The sequence below is a fragment of the Enterococcus silesiacus genome, from assembly GCF_001886225.1.
GTDB classification, from domain to species: domain Bacteria; phylum Bacillota; class Bacilli; order Lactobacillales; family Enterococcaceae; genus Enterococcus_L; species Enterococcus_L silesiacus.
Window position 1 is genome coordinate 97190 of the sequence record NZ_JXLC01000005.1, and the last position, 22418, is coordinate 119607.

Annotated in this window: 21 protein-coding genes; 7 read left to right on the forward strand and 14 right to left on the reverse strand. The window is 35.4% G+C overall.

Features of this window, described 5'->3' with window-relative positions; genetic code table 11:
• Positions 1-100: 100 nt before the first annotated feature.
• The 11 genes from RV15_RS05015 to RV15_RS05065 all read right to left on the reverse strand — a co-directional run bounded on the left by RV15_RS05015 (position 101) and on the right by RV15_RS05065 (position 12541).
• On the reverse strand, positions 101-955 hold the full coding sequence (locus tag RV15_RS05015; RefSeq protein WP_071876960.1) for an HAD-IIB family hydrolase: 855 nt from the start codon (positions 953-955) through the stop codon (positions 101-103).
• Positions 956-1364: 409 nt separating this feature from the next.
• The gene (lepB, locus tag RV15_RS05020; RefSeq protein ID WP_083429105.1) at positions 1365-1955 is read right to left on the reverse strand and encodes a signal peptidase I; all 591 of its coding nucleotides are present in this window, start codon (positions 1953-1955) and stop codon (positions 1365-1367) included.
• Positions 1956-1966: 11 nt separating this feature from the next.
• Positions 1967-2635 carry a hypothetical protein gene (locus tag RV15_RS05025; protein ID WP_071876962.1) on the reverse strand — a complete coding sequence of 223 codons (669 nt, stop codon included), beginning with the start codon at positions 2633-2635 and terminating at the stop codon, positions 1967-1969.
• Between the two features lie 11 nt (positions 2636-2646).
• Entirely contained in the window at positions 2647-3783 is a 1137-nt protein-coding gene (locus tag RV15_RS05030) for a WxLIP family cell surface protein (RefSeq protein WP_083429106.1), read from the reverse strand.
• A 112-nt stretch (positions 3784-3895) separates the two neighbouring features.
• A complete protein-coding gene (locus RV15_RS05035) occupies positions 3896-4696 on the reverse strand; it encodes a WxL domain-containing protein (RefSeq protein ID WP_071876963.1) in 801 nt (266 codons plus the stop codon).
• A 37-nt stretch (positions 4697-4733) separates the two neighbouring features.
• Positions 4734-5546, reverse strand: coding sequence for a WxL domain-containing protein (locus RV15_RS05040; protein ID WP_245791246.1), 813 nt, complete (start codon positions 5544-5546; stop codon positions 4734-4736).
• Positions 5543-5896 (reverse strand): LPXTG cell wall anchor domain-containing protein, encoded by a 354-nt coding sequence (locus tag RV15_RS05045; RefSeq protein ID WP_071876964.1) that lies wholly within the window; start codon positions 5894-5896, stop codon positions 5543-5545. The genes RV15_RS05040 and RV15_RS05045 overlap by 4 nt, the downstream gene beginning before the upstream one ends.
• A gap of 16 nt (positions 5897-5912) precedes the next feature.
• Positions 5913-8402 carry a WxL domain-containing protein gene (locus tag RV15_RS05050; RefSeq protein ID WP_071876965.1) on the reverse strand — a complete coding sequence of 830 codons (2490 nt, stop codon included), beginning with the start codon at positions 8400-8402 and terminating at the stop codon, positions 5913-5915.
• Positions 8403-8575: 173 nt separating this feature from the next.
• Positions 8576-9910 carry a pectate lyase-like adhesive domain-containing protein gene (locus RV15_RS05055; RefSeq protein ID WP_071876966.1) on the reverse strand — a complete coding sequence of 445 codons (1335 nt, stop codon included), beginning with the start codon at positions 9908-9910 and terminating at the stop codon, positions 8576-8578.
• A 361-nt stretch (positions 9911-10271) separates the two neighbouring features.
• The gene (locus tag RV15_RS05060; RefSeq protein WP_071876967.1) at positions 10272-10991 is read right to left on the reverse strand and encodes a response regulator transcription factor; all 720 of its coding nucleotides are present in this window, start codon (positions 10989-10991) and stop codon (positions 10272-10274) included.
• A gap of 422 nt (positions 10992-11413) precedes the next feature.
• Positions 11414-12541: a tyrosine-type recombinase/integrase gene (locus RV15_RS05065; RefSeq protein ID WP_071876968.1), complete on the reverse strand. Its 1128-nt coding sequence runs from the start codon at positions 12539-12541 to the stop codon at positions 11414-11416.
• 646 nt (positions 12542-13187) lie between these two features.
• On the opposite strand from RV15_RS05065, the gene RV15_RS05070 reads away from it, so the two are divergent.
• The 3 genes from RV15_RS05070 to RV15_RS05080 all read left to right on the forward strand — a co-directional run bounded on the left by RV15_RS05070 (position 13188) and on the right by RV15_RS05080 (position 15156).
• Positions 13188-13931 carry a TraX family protein gene (locus tag RV15_RS05070; protein ID WP_071876969.1) on the forward strand — a complete coding sequence of 248 codons (744 nt, stop codon included), beginning with the start codon at positions 13188-13190 and terminating at the stop codon, positions 13929-13931.
• Between the two features lie 354 nt (positions 13932-14285).
• The gene (locus RV15_RS05075) at positions 14286-14705 is read left to right on the forward strand and encodes an SRPBCC family protein (protein WP_071876970.1); all 420 of its coding nucleotides are present in this window, start codon (positions 14286-14288) and stop codon (positions 14703-14705) included.
• Entirely contained in the window at positions 14698-15156 is a 459-nt protein-coding gene (locus RV15_RS05080) for a MarR family winged helix-turn-helix transcriptional regulator (protein ID WP_071876971.1), read from the forward strand. Before RV15_RS05075 ends, RV15_RS05080 begins: the two co-directional genes overlap by 8 nt.
• Positions 15157-15434: 278 nt before the next feature.
• Here the strand turns inward: RV15_RS05080 and groL are convergent, their stop codons facing one another.
• Both groL and groES read right to left on the reverse strand, forming a co-directional pair.
• Positions 15435-17063: a chaperonin GroEL gene (groL, locus tag RV15_RS05085; RefSeq protein ID WP_071876972.1), complete on the reverse strand. Its 1629-nt coding sequence runs from the start codon at positions 17061-17063 to the stop codon at positions 15435-15437.
• 57 nt (positions 17064-17120) lie between these two features.
• Positions 17121-17405, reverse strand: a complete 285-nt coding sequence (gene groES / locus RV15_RS05090) for a co-chaperone GroES (protein ID WP_025868463.1) — start codon at positions 17403-17405, stop codon at positions 17121-17123.
• Between the two features lie 235 nt (positions 17406-17640).
• Here groES and RV15_RS05095 point away from each other — a divergent pair, with 235 nt between their 5' ends.
• Positions 17641-17823: a hypothetical protein gene (locus RV15_RS05095; RefSeq protein WP_071876973.1), complete on the forward strand. Its 183-nt coding sequence runs from the start codon at positions 17641-17643 to the stop codon at positions 17821-17823.
• Positions 17824-17900: 77 nt separating this feature from the next.
• Complete coding sequence (locus RV15_RS05100; RefSeq protein ID WP_071876974.1) at positions 17901-18581, forward strand: CPBP family intramembrane glutamic endopeptidase; 681 nt, start codon at positions 17901-17903, stop codon at positions 18579-18581.
• A gap of 75 nt (positions 18582-18656) precedes the next feature.
• Here the strand turns inward: RV15_RS05100 and RV15_RS05105 are convergent, their stop codons facing one another.
• Entirely contained in the window at positions 18657-19322 is a 666-nt protein-coding gene (locus RV15_RS05105; protein ID WP_071876975.1) for a redox-sensing transcriptional repressor Rex, read from the reverse strand.
• Positions 19323-19539: 217 nt separating this feature from the next.
• Between RV15_RS05105 and RV15_RS05110 the strand changes: the two genes are divergently transcribed.
• Together RV15_RS05110 and RV15_RS05115 are read left to right on the forward strand one after the other, a co-directional pair.
• The gene (locus RV15_RS05110) at positions 19540-21483 is read left to right on the forward strand and encodes an ABC-F family ATP-binding cassette domain-containing protein (RefSeq protein WP_071876976.1); all 1944 of its coding nucleotides are present in this window, start codon (positions 19540-19542) and stop codon (positions 21481-21483) included.
• Between the two features lie 17 nt (positions 21484-21500).
• Complete coding sequence (locus RV15_RS05115) at positions 21501-22136, forward strand: GntR family transcriptional regulator (RefSeq protein WP_071877046.1); 636 nt, start codon at positions 21501-21503, stop codon at positions 22134-22136.
• Positions 22137-22418: the final 282 nt, after the last annotated feature.

Here is a 22418-nt window from a genome sequence, read left to right on the forward strand (position 1 = left end):
ACTCCCCTAACTTTAAAAATCCATTCCATAATTACCTTGTTTCAAAAAATGTTCACTGCTTTTATTTTAGCTTAGACAGTTCTCACTGACAACTTGTGTTTTAGCCTTTGATGATTTCTTCAAAAATAAATTTCCCGACACCGCCATCTAAACACTCACCAATAATCAGCTGACACTGCTCTTTCACGATTTCCTTGGCATTTCCGACTGCTACTGGAACATCAACAACTTCTAACATGGCTAAATCATTTTCGCCATCACCGATACCGTAGCTACGTGCATCTGGAAAACTTTTCATGAATTCTTTGATAGCATTCCCTTTGCTGCTCTTTGGGTCAACGATTTCTAAGCATTGGATAAATGAAGAAAAGACATCTGCCGACTCACTTGCCAATAAGTCACGCAAGGTTTCATGTTCTTCATCGCTTGCTTCCATCAATTCGATTTTCATCACTTTTAATTCTGGGTGTTCAGTTAAATAAGCAAATGGATCGTCTACATGCTGACATTGCTCTTTGAAAAAAGCTTCTTTGAAATCCATGATCTGCTTGCCTGTCTCACCCATCGGTTCAAGTTTTTTCCTTAAGGCTAAAATATTCGCTTCATAATTTTCAACTGGCTTTAAAATGATTCCTTCATTTGTATGAATATGATAAAAAATATTTCGTGCTTCTAAAATTGCAATAACTCTTTCACACTCAGTCATGGATACACAATGATTATACTGAACCGGTTCACCGACCAGCTTATAGCCACCACCGTTACTAAAAATAACATCACATTCACTGTCTAATTCATCCATCAATTCGGTCAATTGCGCATAGCCACGACCACTGATAAACACAAAATGGTCCCCTTGCTTTTGTAACGCATAAATCGCATCATAGTTGACCTGTGGCACTTCACCTGCCAGATCTTGAAACGTTCCATCTATATCACAAAAAACAATATTCATTCGTTTAAACTCCTTTTTCTTATCTGCCTATACGCTTGAAGAGGTCGATAGGCTTTTTATTTCAACTATTTGAGTATAGCATAAAATTTCTGTGATATTCTCTTAAATTTAAATACAATTTTTTGAGTAAAAATTTAAAAAAAATGACTGAGACATGACTCTTTGAGTCACATCACAGTCACATGGAATCCGGATAAACGGTGGAGATCACAAGCAACTACTACGTTACACTTCGATCACATCAAATTCTAAGTGCTAAAGCACTAAGAGTTGAAGGCTTCAGAAATAAGCTGAAATTGATTTCACTCGTATCGTTTTTAAGAGCTAAAGTTCTAAGAATAGAAAATATTCTGAAGTAAGCTTCTGCCCTCCCTTTTTCTACTAATTATTTACTTTAAGTAGTCTTAACTTAATAAGCTTTTATATCATTGACAGGCAATAACCGCATCATAATTATCCCAATAATATTTCGTTCAGCCACCAATCCATAATGGCGACTGTCTGTTGCATATGGCCGATTATCTCCTAAAACTAGATAATAGCCTTTTGGAATACGGCTTAGCCCACTAACACCACCACTAGAAAAATCTTCTGTAAAGGATTTACCACTATACTGACTTTCATTGATTCCATTTATAATAAATTTTTCGTCGATAGGTGTGCCATCAATAATTAATACATCATCTTTATATTGAACAAGTTCATCAGAAAGCCCAATCACTCGTCGTACTTGCTGCTTATTTCCGATTTTAAGAACAACTATGTCAAAGCGTTTAATCGCTTTTGTTTTCTTAGCTACCACAATATCTTTATCTCGTAAAGTAGGCATCATCCCATAACCGTCAATTTTTATCCCTTTAAAATAGAAACTACTGGCTATCATCAATAAAAATAGAACTATTCCACAAGCAACCAATAGGTCTTTTAAATAAGGAAAAACAACCTCTTTTTTCTTTATTTTGACTCTTTTCTTGTTTTTTTGAAGCTTCTTTTTAACCATATGTTTCCTGCTTACTTTTCTTTGCTTAGTGCAGATTCATCGACTTTATAATAAGTAAAGGCAGCTTTTTCGTAATCTTTTATCTTTTGGATGTCCTCTAAAAAGTTATCTACTAACTGTGCATTCCCATAAAAATTATATGTTTGAGTACTTGCATTCATTCCCAACTGTTTCACTGCATTGTAGTAGCGATTTAAGATTATTTGACCTTCTTCCGTGTTGATTCCACTTGCCTTTTTAATCCCCTGAGTCGTCATCGATGTAGCTAAATAACGAATATTTTGTCGAACTTTTTCTTCATCGTCCTCTTTATTTTTTGCAATTTCTAACTCTTTTGCAAAATCTTCTAACAGATAATAAGATTTGACTACTGTATCTGAGTCATCGGATGATAAATTCATTGACTGATAGTAGGAAAGATATCCCATACCGCCAACTAATAAACCAGCTAAAATAACGGAAGCAATCATTGAAGTAAGTTGCTTCTTTTTTACTTTTTTTAATTGTACTTTTTGCTTAGCAATTCGTTTATTTTTCTTCTTATTTTTTAGCCTTTTCTTTGGCAACCGAGACAATTTAGTTCGGGTTCTTATATATTGAATCAAACAATAAACAGCAAGAAGAAATAAGACAATTGCTACGGCTACGCCACCGATAAATAGCCGATCTAGAATAGTCATTTTTTCAGCCCCTAACTATCTTGTTTCTTTTTTTTAGGTTTATTAGACGCTTGTGTTTTACTACTCTTTTTTTTAGAAGTTTTATTCGGACGTTTACGATTATTGCGTTTACGTATAAACACAAGTCCTCCAAAGACGATCATAATAACTAGTAATATCCCACCAACAATTAATCCAATTGTTTGCCAATCGATTCCTTTTTCCTGAACCAAACCGACATCTCGTTCGTTAAATCTGTCTGCATCTTTTTGCTTGATTTCAAACTCTTGATCCCATGACCACTTCTTATCACCAGATATCATCAAGATTTTGGCTTTGTATTTCCCTGCTTTCATTTTTTCACCATTCATGCTTATAGGAAAATTGATGAATGAATTTGGTGCCATTCGCATAGCAGTCTGCTTCCGTTCGTATATAACGGCATCGTTATCTTTTTCTGTTATTTGCACCTCTGCTGTAATATCATTTAAATAAGCAGCTTCTATATTTGAAACATTCACAAAAATAGCATTTCGGGCGTTATCTTGATCCGCTTTCACACTATTCAGTTCCAATTTAGGTTCTATAACTTTGTCTGTTTCCTGTAACAAAATTCCAACGATATAAGCATATTGATTAATGATTTGAGAACCAGCTTTTTTATCTTTTTCGCCTTGGTCCGCACGCATAAGTTGAACACCACCGGCTAAGGTACCATCAAAAGCTATTGCTGGCATTTTAATGGTTAAATCAAGGTCTTTTGTTTCTCCTGGACCTAGCTCTACAGTTTTTGGTGCTGTCACAATGTCTTTAAAATCTATTTTTAAAGAAGAATCATTTTCAATGATAGAGTCCCCGTATTCAATCACACCATTTTGATTGGTTTTAGCGCCATTTAAACGAACATTTACCGTAAGCTTTTCTGAGCCTGGATTTGTCAATGCTATTTTGATTACTTGCTGATCATTTGGATTCATTTTCAATTTATAATAGCCTAGATTCTCTTCCATTTGATTTTCTGGATAAGAAACTTTATATGTAAATCCAGTTGCACCACCTGGGTCGTTATTTGCATTTACATTTTGAACATCAGCAGTCATTGATATAACTAATAGTCCAAGTAGACTGAATAAAGTCAGCAATATTTTTTTCTTCATCACTTTTTTCATAATTCACCTCATATATATAATTACTACTCTTATTCAGTATGTATACACTAAAAAAACATGGAAAAAGCAAGCTGATGAGAAAACGTCATCAGCTTACCTCAGAATTAATTACTTACGCTGCTGCAACAATTTTCCAAGTTACTTTAGCTGTATATGTGTCAAGAACCATATTTGATGCAGTTGTTGTAGGAACTGTTAATTGCACAGAACTTGCATCTGTTCCAGGTGCGCCAGCTGGAGCTCCTGTGCCAGGTTTGTAATCAGCACTTTGACCAAATTCTAATACATATGTCCCTTTACCTTCTTTGTTGGCCTTATCAGCAGTTACAACTGTTTTAGCTCCGCCTTGGTATGCCAATTCAAATCCGTTTAAAACATTAGATGGTACAGTGTTTTTGTTGGCACCTTCTGGTACAGCCATCCCATTAGAATAAGTAATCGTTGAGTTTGCAAGAGTTGTTGCATTTGTAGCTGATCCTGTAAATTGTTGTGTTAATTCTGCTGTTACTGTATATCCAACTGTTGCTCCACCACGAACATCAGTCCAACCAACGATTGCTCCACGTGTGCCAGTTCCTGCTGGTGTTGCATTTGATAAATCAATAGCTGCAGCATATTTTTTGATTTCTTTAGTATCTGTACTAATCTTTCCAAAGCTCAAGTTTGAAACTTGGTCGATTATTAAGGCACCAGCATCCGGGTTTGTTGGTATTTCTGGATGTTCAGGTAATTTTTCATCTGGTTTTTCTGGATCGGGTGTTTTATCTTTACCATTAGTACCACCTTCATCAACAGTTACTGTGCCTGTTGAATCTAGTTCTCCTGGAGCTGCAAATGCTTGTGCCGCTCCTCCTGTTGATGCTACTAAAACTCCTGCTACTACTGCTGCTGTACATAAACTTCTTAATTTCATTTGTATTAACTTCCTCTCTTTTTTGAGTTAAAATTTATTAAGGCAACTTGGCTAATATCCAAGTTATCTCCGTTTCGTATTGTACCGGATAAATCTTTGTTGATTCAGGTATCGTTAGGCTAACTGCAGAATTGGTATATGCTGGTTTTTTATAAACCTCATCAATCACTGCTTTACCATCACTATCTTTGAGTGGTTTTAATGTTGCTGATTGCTGGTTACTATTCGCTTCTGATGCTCCAAAAGCAATTGTCCAGACTCCTCTACCCGTGCCAGGTGACGCCGTTGCAACCTCATATGCAGTATTTATTGCATTTAATCCAATGGTTTCTCTTGTCACAGTTGGTGCTTGACTGTCACCACTGGAGTTTGCCCAGCCTTTGTCCAAAGAAAGATAAGCGCCAACTAATGTTTGTTCTTCTTGTTTTTGAATCACAGGATTGTGAAATTGTGTATTCTGCTTAACTTGAAGCGTCCAACCAGTTGATGAACCACGCTGATCTGTAATTTGAATATAGCTTCCTCTAGGCTCTGTCTCATCGAAAAATTGTTGTGCCAACGCTTCGTATGTTCGCTCGTTTTTTTTGATTATTGCCTTGTTAAAGTTCAAGGCAGAAACATAATCAATTCTTAGCGGTCCCGTTGTATTGGGGCTTTCACCAGGATCTACTGTTGTTCCAGGATTTTCTGGATCAATTGGTTTTGTATGATCACTTCCTGTAACAGTGACACTCCCAGAACCGTCTAAAGTATCTGCTGTTGCAAAACTTACTTCTTGTTTAAAACTGACTGAAATAAGACAAACTACAGTTACCATCGTTAGCTGAAAAGGAATCTTCAATCTCATCATTCCTGCTCCTCCTTTTTATGATTTCGCATAAATAAAAGGAAAGCACTTAGTAATAATATTGCTCCACCAATCCATCCGTATCGCTTGACTAGCTCTCCTGTACTAGGTAATCTCCCTTTAGGTTTTTCTGTAACCAAATTAGAAGAATCTGAAGTACTTGGTTCTGTGGAGGAGCTTGCTTCTATCGATGAGCTACTTTCTTCATAAAACGTGATTTTACCGCCTCTGATTACTTGTCCACCACCGCCTTGTGAAGCTTCAACTTGATTAGAATTTAAAACGATCAATCCAACCAAACCTAGCCACGCAACTATAAGGAGGGATAAAATAAAACTCTTTTTCTTTTTCATATTCTTTCTCCCTCTCTTATGGTTGTCCAGCCATGATTTTCCAAGTAATAACCCCAATATATTCACCAGTGTATACTGTATCGGAAGAATTTATTTGGAGCTTGATTCCGTCAGTACCTTGAGTTGTTCCCCATTTATCACTGACTATAAATTTCCCATCTTTCCCTTCAATATTGGTATAGACCACTTGAGCATTTGAATCAAGGATCGATTCTTTTCCTTTGTCCACATAACGTAGTGCATTGACTAATTCTTGTCCCTTATCATTTTTCATAGGATCAGCTAATTCAGCAGTTAAATACCACCCTTGTATAGGATTAGCACGAGTATCTGAAATAACTAACTTCTCTTTGAATGTAGGATTCTCTACCCGTTGGTCTTTAGCATCATACGTTAAGTTACCAAAGTTTAACGTTTTTGGAACAGAATCTAACGCAAGATTCCCTTGAAATTTATAGGTGACCGTTCCTGCACTATAAGGTGTCTTATTTTCTGGAAAAGGATTATCCCAAGCCAGCTTTGTATATCCCTTTGAAACTAGATCAGATATAATCCCTTGAACAATGGTATTTTCCGACAAATCAATGCTGTCAGTTGTATTTCCATCTAAAACTACTGGTGTATGAATCTCATTGCCACCTTCGCCCATAAATTGAATGGTTAGTGAGGTACTTACATCTTTGATCGTAATGGTTACAACCTTTTCAGTAGTAACTCCTTTAGCAGTTGTTAAAATTAATGTGACCTTTTGTTCACCTAAAATCGATGAATTTGGCTGTACACCATTTTTATAGGTAACATAAATAGGTTCATCAATCTTATTTTTCGTATCAACTCTTAAGTTTTCCAAATAAGCTGTTTGCTCGTCTACTTTAGAAAAATCAGTCCCTTTTGAGAATGTAATATTCTCTATAGGATCACCATCTGGAACCCCTTCATATAACACTTTAGATATTGTTTGGTTATCAATAACCTTTGCTTCTAAAGTATCTTTAAATTTCTCTTGGCCAGAAGGTTCTTTATAAACATAAGACATTTTAGTTTTGACACCAGCTTGTTCAAAACTCATGAACCCATTGTCATCTGGTAAATTGGCATCATTAATATAATTATATGCGTCCGGATCAAATTTAAAGGTACTATTTGGTTTGGCGACTATTTTAATATCAAATACATGCGCATTGAATACTTTGGAGTTAGGATTTAAAGGATCTAGGTCTGCAGTTGGATCTTTTGCTGATATAATGACTTTAGAATCTGATTCAGGGCTTTTTGTAATATTAAATATGCTGGTATACTCTTCGGTGGTTCCATATTCAAAAATTTTCACTGAATCAAAATCAATAGAATAGTAACTAGGTACTTCTGTTTCTAGTGTAAAACTACTATCTCTATTTAATTTTGTGTTATCAGCAATATTTTGCAGAATAGAGTAACTCAGCTCTCTATATTTTGGATCAGTATGCGTCACACTATTACGTTGACCAAATACGATAGGTCTAGCAGGTGCAATTCTAGCTATTGATTCTGTCATATAAAGGATTCCCATGTTACCTGTATTGGTATCTGGGTTTGTTGGTGGTGTATTAGAAGCATTTCCATATCGTCGTTCCATCTTCATCGTATAACTGTCCTTTTCGAAAAGATGTGTGAGACGACCACTTTTTTTATTCACTTTATTATTTCCACCATACATTTCTATATATCCTGGAATTGGCGTATCTAATTTGTATCCAATATCCATTTTAGAATCAGCTTCCGCACCACCTGCTAATCCATACATTTTACTGAAATCATTGGCAAACGGAATACTTGTAGCTTTTAAATTGTTGATATTATTAAAGTTCCAAGCTCCTGAAAGAACAAACCGTTGCTTTGACTCGCTATCATAAAATTCATAATGATAATCAACGGTATCACCAATATGATATTTATCACTGGTCTCGGCCAGGGTAGACGAAGTACTTCCAACCATTAAATAAAGATCATTCCACGTATTCATTTGTGAAACTGGCTTATTATCTTGCGAATATTTATCCAATGGATCAACTGCAATAAAGTTAAAATTAGGATACACACCTGGTTTACCTTCAACTTCTCTAAAAGCCATATTATCAATCACCAATTTCAAATCGACGCTTCGGCCATTGTAGATACCAGCATTTCTAATCCAAACGCCTCGTTCAGGATATTTATCTTGATCGATTGGATTAAATTGATATCCGTTAGAATTAGATCCTCGAATATTTTTAGCAATATTTGACTCACCAAAACCTTGGTACTCTACTTTATCAGTCAATTTGAACATAAAACCATATTCACCAGGAATTTCTACTGAAGCTCCCATTGAATCATCTTCCATGTTGATATTTTCAGCTTGTGATAAATCTTTATAACCAACTGGTGTAACCGCTGATATAGGTTCTGGATTTTTTATAAAAAAGTACACCGAACAAGCTAATACAACTAATATTGAAACAACTAAATACTTCTTAACTTTCCACATAATCGTTCCTCCTTTCTCTATTATTTTTTTCTTTTTCTAGTTTAAATACTGAGAAAACAGACTTGTAAAAATGGCCGTACAAAAGCCCAATTTCCTTTATGTTAATGCTGATGTACTGACCACTTTACTTATTTTGATTTTAAATACTTAGAATAGGACTTGCTACTCTCAGCTTAAATTCCGCCAGATGCTAAAGAAATTTTTCCGTAGTTTTCCATTTTAAATTGTTGTGATAAATCACCAGTTACAGATAATGTCTTGCTGTTGCAAATTTTACCGAAATTAACGGCAAAGTTACCACCATCAAATTCACTTACTGGATTTTCAGTGTATTCTCCACCAATTTGATTCCATGTAGAGATTGTTCCAATGTCAGTACCGTTGATTGTTGTATTTGTAGAATAGAATAATTTACTATTCGCTTTCTTATTTGCAATTTCAACGTTTTCAGGAGCATTTAAATTGATAACAGCGCCTTTATATTCACTTTCAATGACAGCTTTGGTACTGTTACCAGTTACTACTAATTCAGCGCCTTCTGAAACATTTACTTCTGATCCATAATATTGAAGTTTCATTGTCGCGTAGTTACCTCCACCACGACCATTAAACTTCACGTGGCTATCACTTGCTAAATTCAATGTAGGTTTTTTGTTTATATAATCAGCACGTGGAATAAATTGGAAAGCAACGCCAGCTGCATCAACATCAAAAGTAGCACCAGCGCCTACATCAACTTTTTGAACTTTGTCATAAAATACTGGGTAATAGTGATTAACTGTACTTTGTGGCCCAATTTTTACATTTACTTTTGCACGGTCGCCAATGATCGCTTCTCCAGTTGCTTTGCCTTTGATCAAAGCGCCATTGAAGTAGAATGCTGAGAATTGACCGTGGTCTTTATTCGCAGCAATTCCGTTATAAGTTGAACCAGCTTTAAATTCTAAATCATGCACCCAAGCATTTTCAGCACGAGTTGTGATATTGTTTGTTCCATCAAAAGTTAATTTACCTTCACTTAAATGGACAAAGCGCGCACCAGTGTACGTGACATTTTTCGCTAAAACATCCCAACCATAACTTGAAGGACCGTTACCAGCACCACCAGTGAAGAAACGCCCGTCACTGTCAGCTCCAACGATATTAGCATTGGTAATTGTTACCAAGTTTGTGCCTGCTTTGTTTTGTTTACCATAGATAGAGTTATGTGCTGAGTTGATCACTACACCTTTATCTGCATTCCCATTGATTGTTACATCACGGTTAGGAATATCGGTAATATTTTTTTTGAACTGGATACTTTGATTTACATTGATCAAAGTGATTGCTGGATTTTTCAATGCTGCATCAAATTCTTCAATCGTTGATACTTCAGCTGTTTCTTCTGCTGCATAAGCAATGACTGAATCTCCTGTAAAAGGCGTAGGCACAGATAATACTACTGCTCCTAGTGCTACTGTTGCTGCTAATGTCAGCAAACTTCTTTTTAATACTTGTGTTTTTTTCAATTCTTTTTCCTCCTAAAATGTGTGTTGTTGTCGAAACTTCGTGAGCTCCTCCTCCTTTCCAGAAAAACGAGCAACTACTTGTTCCACTCGGTATTTCTAACCAGTTTCGCACATTGCTTGTTCGACTGGAATCAATTGTTTAAGCATTTCTGTTCCTCCTAGTTCGTTAAATTCAAGTGGTTTTTATGTTCACTGAGTCTTTCCATTGCCTTCAAAGTGCTCCTCTTTTCAAGTAGCGCCAAATTACAAGGAATACGAATAAGCGGTGGAATTGGTCGCTATGCTTTTGTTCCCTGCTTCTTTCGATCAGCCGATTCTCAGTCTTTTTCTTTTATTCATTTAGCTCTAACATTGTTCTACTTTAAATATTTAACATGTAACCTTTGGAGCGGACCGTTTTAATGTATTTCGGTTTTTCGATATCTACTTCAAGTTTTTGTCTTAAATGGAAAATCAAATTGGACACTCGGTATTTTCGATCATGATAGGTATCGTTCCAAACACTTTGATAAATTTCTTCATATGTCATTGTTTTGCGTGCATGTTTATGTAAATATTCAATTGTAAGAAATTCTAATTTTGTTAAATTGACTTCCTTTCCATTTTCTAAACAAACACTCAAATTCTGTGGGATCAATTTAAATTCAACCATTTTGCTTCTTGATGTTTCTTTGAGAATCCCATATTGTTCTCGATTCCGAAAACGTCTCATTAGATTTCTCATCATCAATATCGATTGATCGGTTTCGTTTGCTTGGTCGATAATACCGTCTGCACCTAATTGTAGATAAACAATCCGGTTTGTTCGATTCACGTGTTCTGATGAAGCTAAAATCCAAAGCGGTACAGTTGCCTGTTTGCGTATATTCATGATCAGCTCACAAATCCAATTAAGCTCATTTAAGCCAGAATTTTCAATGACTAACGTATCTATTTGATGCAATACTTCGCTATCATGTTCAAACAGTTGATCAGCATGCTTTTTTTCAATAATTTGAATGTGAGATTGAAGTGGTGTAAATAATTCTTTATAGCCTTCGCTTACTCGATCTTCAAACGAAATATAGCCTATTGTATACATTATTAAAACCTCCCCCCTTATCATCATATTGTCATACGTCTGGTTATTTTTTCCTTTAATTACAGCCTCTAGTTCTTCCGAAGTCTTTAGAGTTTAGAAAATCATGATTTCCGATTATAATAGGTATGTTTCTATCCATATATGGCTTAAACAGACAACGACAGTACAAAAATAGTTATTTCAATTTTTTCTTGAATGTAGCAGTTACAAGAAAAAGACGTTTTTTCGTTATTATCCTTGAAACTTATTCTATAGTTGACCATTTTATGACGGCTTAAAGTACAGACCAATCAAAAAAATTGACTCTTGTGCTGTTTAACCTAAATAAAGAAAAGGTCGGAGACACAACGCAACTGGTTATGTCTCCGACCTTTTCTATACAAGTAAATAATAATTTTGATCCTTGCTACTAGCTGTTTTAATTATTTGGGCAATACGTGCTGCAAGCCAAGTTGATCATCAAGGACTGAAACAGCTGCTTTTCTATTTTCCCATAGTGAATCGGTATAAGTATCTAAGGTCAATTTTATCGATGCATGTCCTAGTAACTTACTTAAGGTTGCGATATCAATACCTCGTTCTACACATCGGGTAGCAAATGTATGACGCAAAACATGAAAATGGATCGGTCTGATCTTTGCTTGCTCAATACTTTTTCTAAATCGATAACTGATTACACGCGGCTCAGCATAACTATTTTTACACGAAATGACGTATTCAGAAGTAGCGATTTTCTGCTTGCTCAATAGATAATTTTTCAAATTTTTCGCCAAAGGAATAGCTCGTTTGGAACTTTTTGTTTTAGGTTCTGCCATAATGATCTCTGTTTTCTTACTTCTGGCTGTGCTAGAAATTCTGTACACGGTTCTTCTTACCGAAATAACATCCTTTTCAAAATCGATGTCTGACCATTTCAGGCCACTGATTTCACCAATTCTCAAACCTGTATACAAAGCTAAAATCACTGCTGAACAGTCCTTTTCGTTCAATGCTACTTGTTCGATTTTCCCTTGCTCTTTCATGCTCAATGCTGATATTTCATTGAGCGTATTAGGTGATAATGACAGGTTATTACACGGGTTTGAAAGAATGTAATTTTCCATGCAGGCTTTGTTCATTGCACTTTTCAATACAGTTACTATTGAATGAACTGTTGAAGGAGACAACGCCAAGCTAGTTAAATAATTGACAAATTCTTCAACTTCTCGGCTTTTTAATTGTGTTAATTTTTTTTTTCCCAAAAATGGAACAATGTATTTATCGATACGCAAACGATAACTTGAATAAGTAGAAAGTTTGATTTTTTTTCGCATCAATACATCTAACCAATGGTTTAACCAATTTTGAACCGTCCCTTCATATAAATTGACGCTATTATGGATAAAGGAATATTCTACTTTCAATTTAGCAAGCTTCTCTTTAACATAGGCATAACGTTTTCCATAAATATAGCCATAAATAATTTTGCCATGTTCATTTCTCGCTTTCACATATCGTCCTTCCCAACGACCATCTTTCCTTTTATATATATTTTCACCTTTTCTACTCAAAACATGACACCCTTTCCCAAAAAAATTGACGGCTTATTTGACGGCTAAAAAATATAAATCTGCTTCTTCCGACTTATTGATAACAACACTGACTCGATCAAACATAAACTTAATGAGATATTTTATAATAAGAGCGATCTATTCTTCATTTATCACTGTAATCATTTTCCATTTTTCTCATTTTTTTATAAAAATTAATAAAAATATGATAAAAAAATGAACTTTTAGTTATAGACTCTTGCTTATTTTTGATATAGAATGAATTAGTAGTTGAAATGAATGAGCGATTGTACACGCCTGCTTTTCAAGGTTTTCTTGTAACTGCTACATTCAAGAAAAATCATTTATCACTTTAATATAATTTCATTATAACAATATATCTTATATTTTTCACTGTTACATTTAGAATTTTCTTATTATTTTTTCGTTTTATATCAAAAAAAACATACTACTGATAAAAACTGTCTAGCGTTTTTATCAGTAGTTTTACTTTTCTCCTTAGAACTAACATTGAACTACTCTTCGCTTATTTTATTTCGTTACGCTGTAAAAAAAATCAGACAAGTTTTTCGATTTTTTGATTATACCGTCAATGATCTATGCTAAAATAGTGTCTTAAACTAAACTATTCAGAGGAGTACTTGTATTGAAAACAAAACCATTTTTTTCAGGAAGTCAATTGAAATGGCTGGCAATCTTTGCGATGCTACTGGATCATATAGCAAAAATCATTTCATTTCAGCCAGCTACAACGGCATTAGTCCCTTATCTTACTGAAGCGCCCCCTTTGTTTCCCTTTACCCAAGTTATTTTTCCTATGTTTACGATGATTGGCAGACTAGCTTTTCCCATCTTTTGTTTTTTACTTGTCGAAGGGGTTATCCATACAGCAAATACAAAAAAATACTTGTTGCGTTTGTTCTTATTTGCTTTGATTGCTGAAATTCCCTATGACTTAGCTTTTTCGCACCAATTCATTGATTTAAAAAATCAAAACGTTTTTTTCACCTTGTTCATCGGCTTAATCGTTATTATTGGGTTGAAAAAAATACAGGTTCAATCATTAAAGAGTGGGATTCTTGCTGTAATAATAATTGGAAGTGGGATTTTTTTTGCAGAATGGTTGCAGACAGATTACGGTGGTTGGATCGGTGTTTTGTTGATTGTGTCTTTCTATCTTTTTAGAGATGAACATTTAATAAAATGCATTGCGGGCGCGTTGATTCTTCTGCAAAACAGCTTGTTTGGACTTATCGCTTTTGTACCGATTTATTTTTATAATGGTCAACGTGGAAAACAATGGAAGTACTTTTTTTATTGGTTTTATCCAGTTCATTTACTTGTGTTGTATGGTATTCAAGAGTATTTGATTATGCCTTATTTAAATTAAAAAGATTTCCTTGCAACTTTTTTCTTATCGCGACGTTTGTGTTTTACGCTATAATTATTCTACATTTTAATCGTTGTAATTTTTAAGCTATTGAATTTTTATAGAGAGCTATTTTTCCTGAATAATTGATAACTCTTTCAATAAAGACAGTCCAATAGTAAAACCAATTATAACGGAGTCACCATTGTTAAATTGCACTCATGCCAACGAATATTCTGTCTAAATCATTCTTCATACATTTTTCTAACTGCTCTAGGGCACACTATTTTCTGTAAATCACTAACGATGCTTGACAGCAAGATAATAATCACTTATATTATAAGTGTACTTATTAAAAAGAAAGAAGGATTCGATATGAAATTTAGCTTTGAATTAAACACTGACACACCAATGGAAAAAATTTGGCCTTTTTATGAAGATATTAATAAATGGTTTTCATGGGAAGACGATTTGGAAGATATTTCTTTAAATGGGGAATTCACACAAAATACTACAGGCAGCATGACATTGTCCGGTCAGCCTTCTATGGAGTTTACATTAGTTTCTGTTGTTCCAGGTAAAAGTTTTACTGATAAAACTTCTATTCCAGATATTGGAGATATTTATTTCATACACGAGCTTAACAAGAACGAGCAACAAACTTTCATTAAGCATTCTGTAGAATTTATTCCTTTCAATAGAAAGACTACTGTTAAAGATTTAGAATTCATTTCGCAAATATTTGCTGACGTCCCTAGTTCAGTCTTTTCATTAATTGAGGCTGCAAATGGATAAATTTGTTTCAAATTTTAAGGAAAATGATGCTGCTTCTATCGGATTATCCTTTATAAAAGCCTATAATCTATGGCATAAAGCTATTAAAGAAAAACTAAAAACTTTAAATTTAACCCACCCACAATTTGTTGTTTTAGCTTCTTTGGGCTATCTGAGTCAAAATAGTGAAGAGGTAAATCAGGTTGCTATTTCCAAGCAATCAGATATAGACGTAATGACCGTATCAACCATTATCAAAAATTTAGAAAAAGTCAACCTAGTGCTACGTCAACATTCAAAAAAGGACACTAGAGCCAAAGTTGTCAAATTAACTGAAACTGGGCAAGAATTACTAAACAAAGCTTTACCATTAGTAGAAGAAATCGATACTAATTTTTTTGGTGTATTGAGATCTGAAACAGAAATATTTAACTCACTTCTTTTTACATTAATAGAAGAAAATCTAGATTGAAGATAATTAGATAAACGCAAGATGATCGAAGTATAACGTAATCATTGCTTCTGATCACACCCTTTATCAAGATTCCATGTGAATGGGATATGACTCAAAGAGTTATGTCTCACTCACTTTTTTATTTTATTGCAGAAGAAGCAGATGATACGTTTATTCGTATGAGAATACCTACCGATGACCTACGTTCTACCTTGCTTATATAAAATTTACTTAGCTATTTTTATCATAATGTAAAAAAAAAAGAACCTTGAAATATCAAGGTTCTCAATCACTTCTTACATCATGCCGCCCATGCCCATTGATGGATCCATTGGAGGCATTGCAGCGCCTGCTGGTTCTGGTTTATCCGCAACAACAGCTTCTGTTGTTAATAGTAATGCGGCAACTGAGGCAGCATTTTGTAGCGCTGAACGAGTTACTTTAGTTGGGTCAACGATTCCTGCTTCAACCATGTTTACCCATTCGCCATTGGCTGCGTTGAAACCAATACCTAAATCGATATTTTTTAATTTATCAACGATTACTGAGCCTTCATAGCCAGCATTTTCAGCGATTTGACGAATTGGTTCTTCTAAAGCACGAACAACGATTTTCACACCTGTTGCTACATCGCCTTCTGCTTCTAAAGCAGTGACTTTGCCGATAACATTGACTAGTGCAGTACCACCACCAGAAACCATGCCTTCTTCAACAGCCGCACGCGTTGCATTCAAAGCATCTTCAATGCGAAGTTTTAATTCTTTTAGTTCCGTTTCAGTTGCAGCACCGACTTTGACAACAGCAACCCCGCCAGCTAATTTTGCTAAACGTTCTTGTAGTTTTTCACGGTCAAAATCAGAAGTTGTTTCTGCAATTTGATTTTTGATCAATTGAACACGAGCATCGATTGCAGCTTTTTCTCCTGCTCCTTCAACGATTGTTGTATTGTCTTTATCTACAACAACTTTACTTGCATTACCAAGATTTTCAATTGTTGTATCTTTTAATTCAAGTCCTAGATCATCAGTGATCACAGTTCCACCAGTTAAAACAGCGATATCTTCAAGCATCGCTTTACGACGATCACCAAAGCCTGGTGCTTTAACAGCCACAACATTGAATGTTCCGCGGATTTTGTTTAACACTAATGTTGGCAATGCTTCTCCATCAACATCATCAGCGATAATCAATAATGGACGGCTTTGTTGTAAAATTTGTTCTAACAAAGGCAAGATATCTTGAATGTTAGAGATTTTTTTATCCGTGATCAAGATATATGGATTTTCTAAGGCTGCTTCCATCTTATCGTTATCTGTCACCATATATTGTGATAAGTAGCCACGGTCAAACTGCATTCCTTCAACGACATCAAGTTCTGTTTCGATCCCTTTTGATTCTTCGATCGTGATGACACCGTCATTGCCAACTTTTTCCATTGCGTCAGCAATCAATTGTCCTACACGGTCAGAGCCAGAAGAAACAGCCGCAACTTGCGCAATTGCTTCTTTAGAGTCAACAACAGTTGAAATATTGTGTAATTCTTCAACGGCAGCTTTTGTCGCTAATTCGATACCACGGCGAATGCCTAAAGGATTAGCACCTGCGGTAACATTTTTTAAGCCTTCTCGAACGATTGCTTGTGTCAAGACTGTCGCAGTTGTTGTACCATCTCCTGCGATATCATTTGTTTTAGAAGCAACTTCAGAAACTAGTTTAGCTCCCATGTTTTCAAAATGATCTTCTAATTCGATCTCTTTGGCGATTGTTACGCCATCATTAGTGATCAATGGTGATCCAAAAGATTTTTCTAAAACAACGTTACGACCTTTAGGACCTAATGTTACTTTTACTGTATCCGCTAAAATATCAACGCCACGAAGCATTGCTGCTCGTGCATCTTCTGCAAATTTAATTTCTTTTGCCATAATTCCTTCACCTCAAAATTTTTATTTTTCTATATTAAATGTTGTTTGCCTAAACAATTATTCGACGATCGCAATAATGTCTTTCCCAGATACGATCAAGTAATCGTTGCCTTCATATTTGACTTCAGTACCTGAATATTTTTCAAACATTACTGTATCGCCTTCTTTTACATCGGCAGGAACTTTTGTACCGTTATCTAAAACTCGGCCTTCACCGACTGCGATGACTTTTCCTGTTTGCGGTTTTTCTTGAGCTGCTGATGCTAACACAATGCCGCCTACTGTTTTTTCTTCTTCTTTCGCGACTTCAATAATGACGCGATCGCTTAATGGTTTTAACACAATAAATCCCTCCATAAAAAATATTTATCATTTTAGCACTCTTGGTTATCGAGTGCTAACTCACACTATTTATAATACTCATTTCACCTTCATAATGCAAGCTTTTTGACTATTTTTTTAAAATAATTTCTCTCTTCGATTTTATAAAAGGAGTTGCTTTTTTATGGATATCACTAGATTCCCTCGTTCTCATCCATTTCATGGTAAAATGTAATCAGAAAGAGAGGCGATTAAAATGAAACAACGAATCACGGGAGCTTTGATGGCAACGGGACTATATTTGCTGATTGCCAATGCTGGCAACTTCTTTTTTGGTGTAAATAGACGCTTTGATTGGACAACCACTTTATGGGAGGCTGCTTTTTTCTTCCTATTCATCTTTCTGTTACTAGGCTATCGCAACAATCACAAAAAATAATTTATTTAAACAGACTAGCCCAAAGCTATGGTATACTTTTTTTATTCTATTAAACATGAAAGGAGTCTTTAGTTTCTATGCCAAACAATTTTTCTATAAAAAAAATCAGTCTAGTAACAATCCTTTTATACGGACTCGTATTTTTTTCTCCATTTTTATTCAAACCATTTTCACCGGCTATTATTATTGCTGGAACGACCTTCACGTATATTCTTGGTGCTGGATTGATGATCTGGCTTTACATCAAAAATAGAGGTTCTGCTATTACAGTAGTTGAAAAAGAGGCCAAATTGACCTCTCTCGTTTTTACCTTATTACTTGGCATCAGTGGTATTTTTATCGCGATGATCATTCAAGCCATTGTTTTTAGCATTGAAACTGCCATTACAGGTGTTGAACCCAGCTCACAAAATACACAAAATATTATTGCTGTTATTTTAGCTAATCCCTTATTTATTTTAGCTACAACGATCGGCGGACCGATCATGGAAGAATTTGTTTTTCGTCGGTCTTTGATTGGCTTAACTGAAACGTACACTGGCTTTTGGATTTCAGCTATTATTAGTTCGTCCTTGTTTTCAGTTATCCATCAAGATGGGCATTTCTTTGTTTACTTTTTCATGGGTTTCTTTTTTGCATTACTGTATAAAATGACAGGCCGGATCTGGACTTCTATTATTGCCCACTGCGGCATGAATACTATGGTCGTGATTGCGCAACTCGTACTTCATTATGCAAATATTGAATTGCCTAAATAATTAGTCCTCAAGAAAATAAAAAATAAGCCCTTGTGAGTGCATGTTTCCTAACATCTGCACTCACAAGGGTTTTTATTATTCTTTTTCGTCTTCGATTTCTGCTTCAGCTAACTCGCTGTCGTGGTGTAGGAAATAAATCAATGTTTGCAATTCATTCGTCAAATCCACATTTTGAATTAGAACATCTGTCGGTGCCACTAAGCGCGCAGCGGTAAAGTTTAAAATCCCCTTCACACCAGCATCAGCTAACTGACTGACAACTTCTTGCGCTTTTCTTGCTGGTAAGGTTAGAATCGCTACTTCAATTTGCTGTACTCGAATTTGTTCCATCATATCCGTCATTGGATACACAGGAATTCCATCAACAATTCTGCCCACGATGTCATCATTGACATCGAACGCACAACTGACACGAATACTGTTGCTTTGATGAAATTTATATTTCAGTAAGGCACTTCCTAAGTTACCTACACCAATCAATGCTACATTGGTTAGTTCATCATCATTCAATGTTTTTGCAAAGAAATTCATCAGATTCTCTACATCGTAGCCATAACCGCGCTTACCTAATTCGCCAAAATAAGAAAAATCTCGTCGAATCGTTGCGCTATCTACTTGTACTGCTTCACTTAGTTCAGTAGATGAAACTTTATTTTTGCCTGCATCATGCAGAATTCTCAAATAACGATAATATAGGGGAAGGCGTCTTGCCGTTGCTTTTGGAATAATTTGGTCTTTCACAATCGTACCTCCAATACTCTAAATATAGACAAATATCCACTTAATCATAATAGCAGTTGTTCCAGACAAAAAGCAATCTTACAGCTCAAAAAACTCCTTTTTTTCAATTTTTCTTAAAGCTTCTTACTATTTTTATTGACTCACTATGTAGTAAGTGTGCTATTTTAAGTCATTTTATGCTACACTAAAACCATTGAAATAGAAATGAGGATGCCCCATGATTTTACTCCAAGCAAACCAAATTGCCCGATATTTCGGTGCAGACACTTTGTTTGAAAACATACAAATGGAGATCAGCACAAATAGTCGGATCGCGTTAGTCGGCCGTAATGGTGCTGGTAAATCTACCCTACTAAAAATAATCGCTGGTATCGATGCACCAGATGCTGGTACGATTGCAAAAAATAAAACAGCTAGTCTAGGATACTTAGCCCAAGATACTGGTCTTGATTCTGATAAAACCGTTTGGGATGAAATGCTTGAAGCCTTTGTCGATGTAATCACAATAGAAAAACGAATGCGTGAACTAGAATTGATTATTAGTGAACTGCTGCCTGATGCTGCAAATTATGAATCCGTTATGAAAGAATATGATCGGCTGCAACACGATTTTTCAGAAAAAAATGGTTACGGCTATGAAAATGAAATTCGTTCTGTCTTGCATGGTTTTGGATTTAGGGAAGAATTCTATTCAAAGCAGATCAGTACCTTATCAGGTGGTCAAAAAACGCGTTTAGCTTTAGCTCGTATGTTACTACAAAAACCAGATATTTTGATTCTCGATGAACCGACGAACCATTTGGATATCGACACTCTTTCTTGGTTAGAAAATTATCTACCGAGTTATTCCGGGGCACTTTTGATTGTCTCTCATGACCGATATTTCCTAGATAAAGTTGTTACAGAAGTCTATGAAATCAGCCGTCATAAAATGCGTTATTATAAAGGAAACTACTCAAAATATTTAGAATTAAAAGCTGAGCAGTTGACTAGCGAATGGAAAGCGTACGAAAAACAGCAAACTGAAATCAATAAACTTGAAGATTTTGTTGCCCGTAATTTAGTCAGAGCGTCAACCACAAAACGTGCGCAAAGTCGTAGAAAAACCTTAGAAAAAATCGAACGCTTAGATCGACCTCAAGGAGACGAAAAATCAGCTAATTTCCTATTCGCTATCGAAAAAACTTCTGGAAATGTTGTTTTACAAGTGGAAGATGCTGCAATTGGATACGATGATCGGATTTTATCTGAACCAGTTTCCCTTGATATTCGTAGACAAGAAGCTATTGCGCTTGTCGGACCAAACGGAATTGGCAAATCCACATTGTTAAAATCAATTATTGGAAGCATTCCCTTCATTAAAGGGACAGCTAATCTTGGCACCAACGTTCAGATCGGTTATTATGACCAAGAACAAGCGAACCTTCATGGAACCAAAACCGTTTTAGCTGAGCTTTGGGACGAGCATCCAACGACTCCTGAAAAAGATATACGAAATGTTTTAGGCAGTTTTTTATTTAGCGGAAATGATGTAGAAAAAACTATTCCACTTTTAAGTGGCGGTGAAAAAGCTCGAGTTGCTTTGGCAAAATTATCCATGGATAAAGAAAATTTCTTGATCTTAGATGAACCGACAAACCATTTAGACATTGATAACAAAGAAGTCTTAGAAAATGCTCTGATCGATTATGACGGGACACTATTATTTGTTTCTCATGACCGTTACTTCATTAATCGAATCGCAACGAAAGTCATTGAACTTTCCGAAACCGGCAGTAAATTGTACTTGGGCGATTACGATTACTACCTAGAAAAGAAAAAAGAAGAGGAAGAATTAGCCGCATTATTGGCTGAAGAGTCCACTGCTAAACAAACAGAAACCACAAAGCCTAAAAATGATTTTTATCAAAATAAAGAACAACAAAAAATCCTGCGTACTTTAAATCGAAAAATTACACAGATCGAAGAGAACTTGGCGAACTTAGATACAACGATTGCTCAATTAGAACAATCAATGACCGATCCAGCTCTTGTTGATGATCATGTGAAGCTAATGTCATTAAATGAAGAGCTAGAATCACAAAAAACGCAGCAAGAACAATTACTATCCGACTGGGAAAACCTTAGTTTAGAACTTGAAGAATTAGAAGAAAATAATTGACGAAAGGCAGGTTTCATATGACTTCAAAACGTATGAATGTAACGAAACCTAAGTATCAGCAAATCGCTGTAGATGTAGCCGCTAAAATTGCTGATCAAACATTTACCGTTGGTGATAAAATCCATGCACGTTCTACTTTGGCTAACAAATACAGTGTCTCTCCTGAAACAGCCCGTAAGGCAATCAGTGTATTAGTTGATTTAGAAATCGTCCAAGCAAAACATGGCAGCGGTTTTTATGTTCATTCAATGGAAAAAGCCAAACTCTTCGTCGATCAATACCAAGATGTTCAATCAATTCATGATTTAAAAGACGATCTAATCGGCAGTGTTAAAAAACAAAAAGAGGAATTAAGCCACTTTTCAGAAATACTGGATAAGCTTGTTGATCAGACTAAGCGTTTTGATTCGTTCAATCCGCTAAATCCAGTGACTTTCACACTGACTGCTGACGCAACGCATCTTGAAATGACGATCAGTGAATTGAATCTATGGCAAAGTACTTCTGCTACTTTGATTGCGATCAAGCATGGTGATGAACTCCTTGTATCTCCTGGTCCATATGCAAAACTTACTGCAGGTGATACGATTTATTTTGTTGGTCATGAATCAACATTGCAACGGGTTCAGAATTTTTTCTACCCGAATGCATAATATAAAGAAGAATCGAACAAATTAAAGTTTTGTACCGACCCCAAAAAGTTAGACCAAAAATCTAATTTTTTGGGGTCATTACATTTGACTGTTCTTTTTTTTTTGATTTCCTTATCTTATATGCCGCTAAGTTGACAAAGTGACTACACGATGTTAACCTAGAATGGTCACTTTTTTTACAGAAAAGAAAATGATTTACATTACATGTAAATCATTTTGTAGCTTATCTAGCTTCACGGGCTAGTCTCTCGGGAAAAAGATAAAAAATAAATGAGACAAAAT

What these genes read in the sequence shown, in the direction of transcription:
- RV15_RS05015 (WP_071876960.1), bottom strand. Translation starts at nt 955, where the DNA reads ATGAATATTGTTTTTTGTGATATAGATGGAACGTTTCAAGATCTGGCA.
- lepB (WP_083429105.1), bottom strand. Translation starts at nt 1,955, where the DNA reads ATGGTTAAAAAGAAGCTTCAAAAAAACAAGAAAAGAGTCAAAATAAAG.
- RV15_RS05025 (WP_071876962.1), bottom strand. Translation starts at nt 2,635, where the DNA reads ATGACTATTCTAGATCGGCTATTTATCGGTGGCGTAGCCGTAGCAATT.
- RV15_RS05030 (WP_083429106.1), bottom strand. Translation starts at nt 3,783, where the DNA reads ATGAAAAAAGTGATGAAGAAAAAAATATTGCTGACTTTATTCAGTCTA.
- RV15_RS05035 (WP_071876963.1), bottom strand. Translation starts at nt 4,696, where the DNA reads ATGAAATTAAGAAGTTTATGTACAGCAGCAGTAGTAGCAGGAGTTTTA.
- RV15_RS05040 (WP_245791246.1), bottom strand. Translation starts at nt 5,546, where the DNA reads ATGATGAGATTGAAGATTCCTTTTCAGCTAACGATGGTAACTGTAGTT.
- RV15_RS05045 (WP_071876964.1), bottom strand. Translation starts at nt 5,896, where the DNA reads ATGAAAAAGAAAAAGAGTTTTATTTTATCCCTCCTTATAGTTGCGTGG.
- RV15_RS05050 (WP_071876965.1), bottom strand. Translation starts at nt 8,402, where the DNA reads ATGTGGAAAGTTAAGAAGTATTTAGTTGTTTCAATATTAGTTGTATTA.
- RV15_RS05060 (WP_071876967.1), bottom strand. Translation starts at nt 10,991, where the DNA reads ATGTATACAATAGGCTATATTTCGTTTGAAGATCGAGTAAGCGAAGGC.
- RV15_RS05075 (WP_071876970.1), top strand. Translation starts at nt 14,286, where the DNA reads ATGAAATTTAGCTTTGAATTAAACACTGACACACCAATGGAAAAAATT.
- RV15_RS05080 (WP_071876971.1), top strand. Translation starts at nt 14,698, where the DNA reads ATGGATAAATTTGTTTCAAATTTTAAGGAAAATGATGCTGCTTCTATC.
- groL (WP_071876972.1), bottom strand. Translation starts at nt 17,063, where the DNA reads ATGGCAAAAGAAATTAAATTTGCAGAAGATGCACGAGCAGCAATGCTT.
- RV15_RS05095 (WP_071876973.1), top strand. Translation starts at nt 17,641, where the DNA reads ATGAAACAACGAATCACGGGAGCTTTGATGGCAACGGGACTATATTTG.
- RV15_RS05100 (WP_071876974.1), top strand. Translation starts at nt 17,901, where the DNA reads ATGCCAAACAATTTTTCTATAAAAAAAATCAGTCTAGTAACAATCCTT.
- RV15_RS05110 (WP_071876976.1), top strand. Translation starts at nt 19,540, where the DNA reads ATGATTTTACTCCAAGCAAACCAAATTGCCCGATATTTCGGTGCAGAC.
- RV15_RS05115 (WP_071877046.1), top strand. Translation starts at nt 21,501, where the DNA reads ATGACTTCAAAACGTATGAATGTAACGAAACCTAAGTATCAGCAAATC.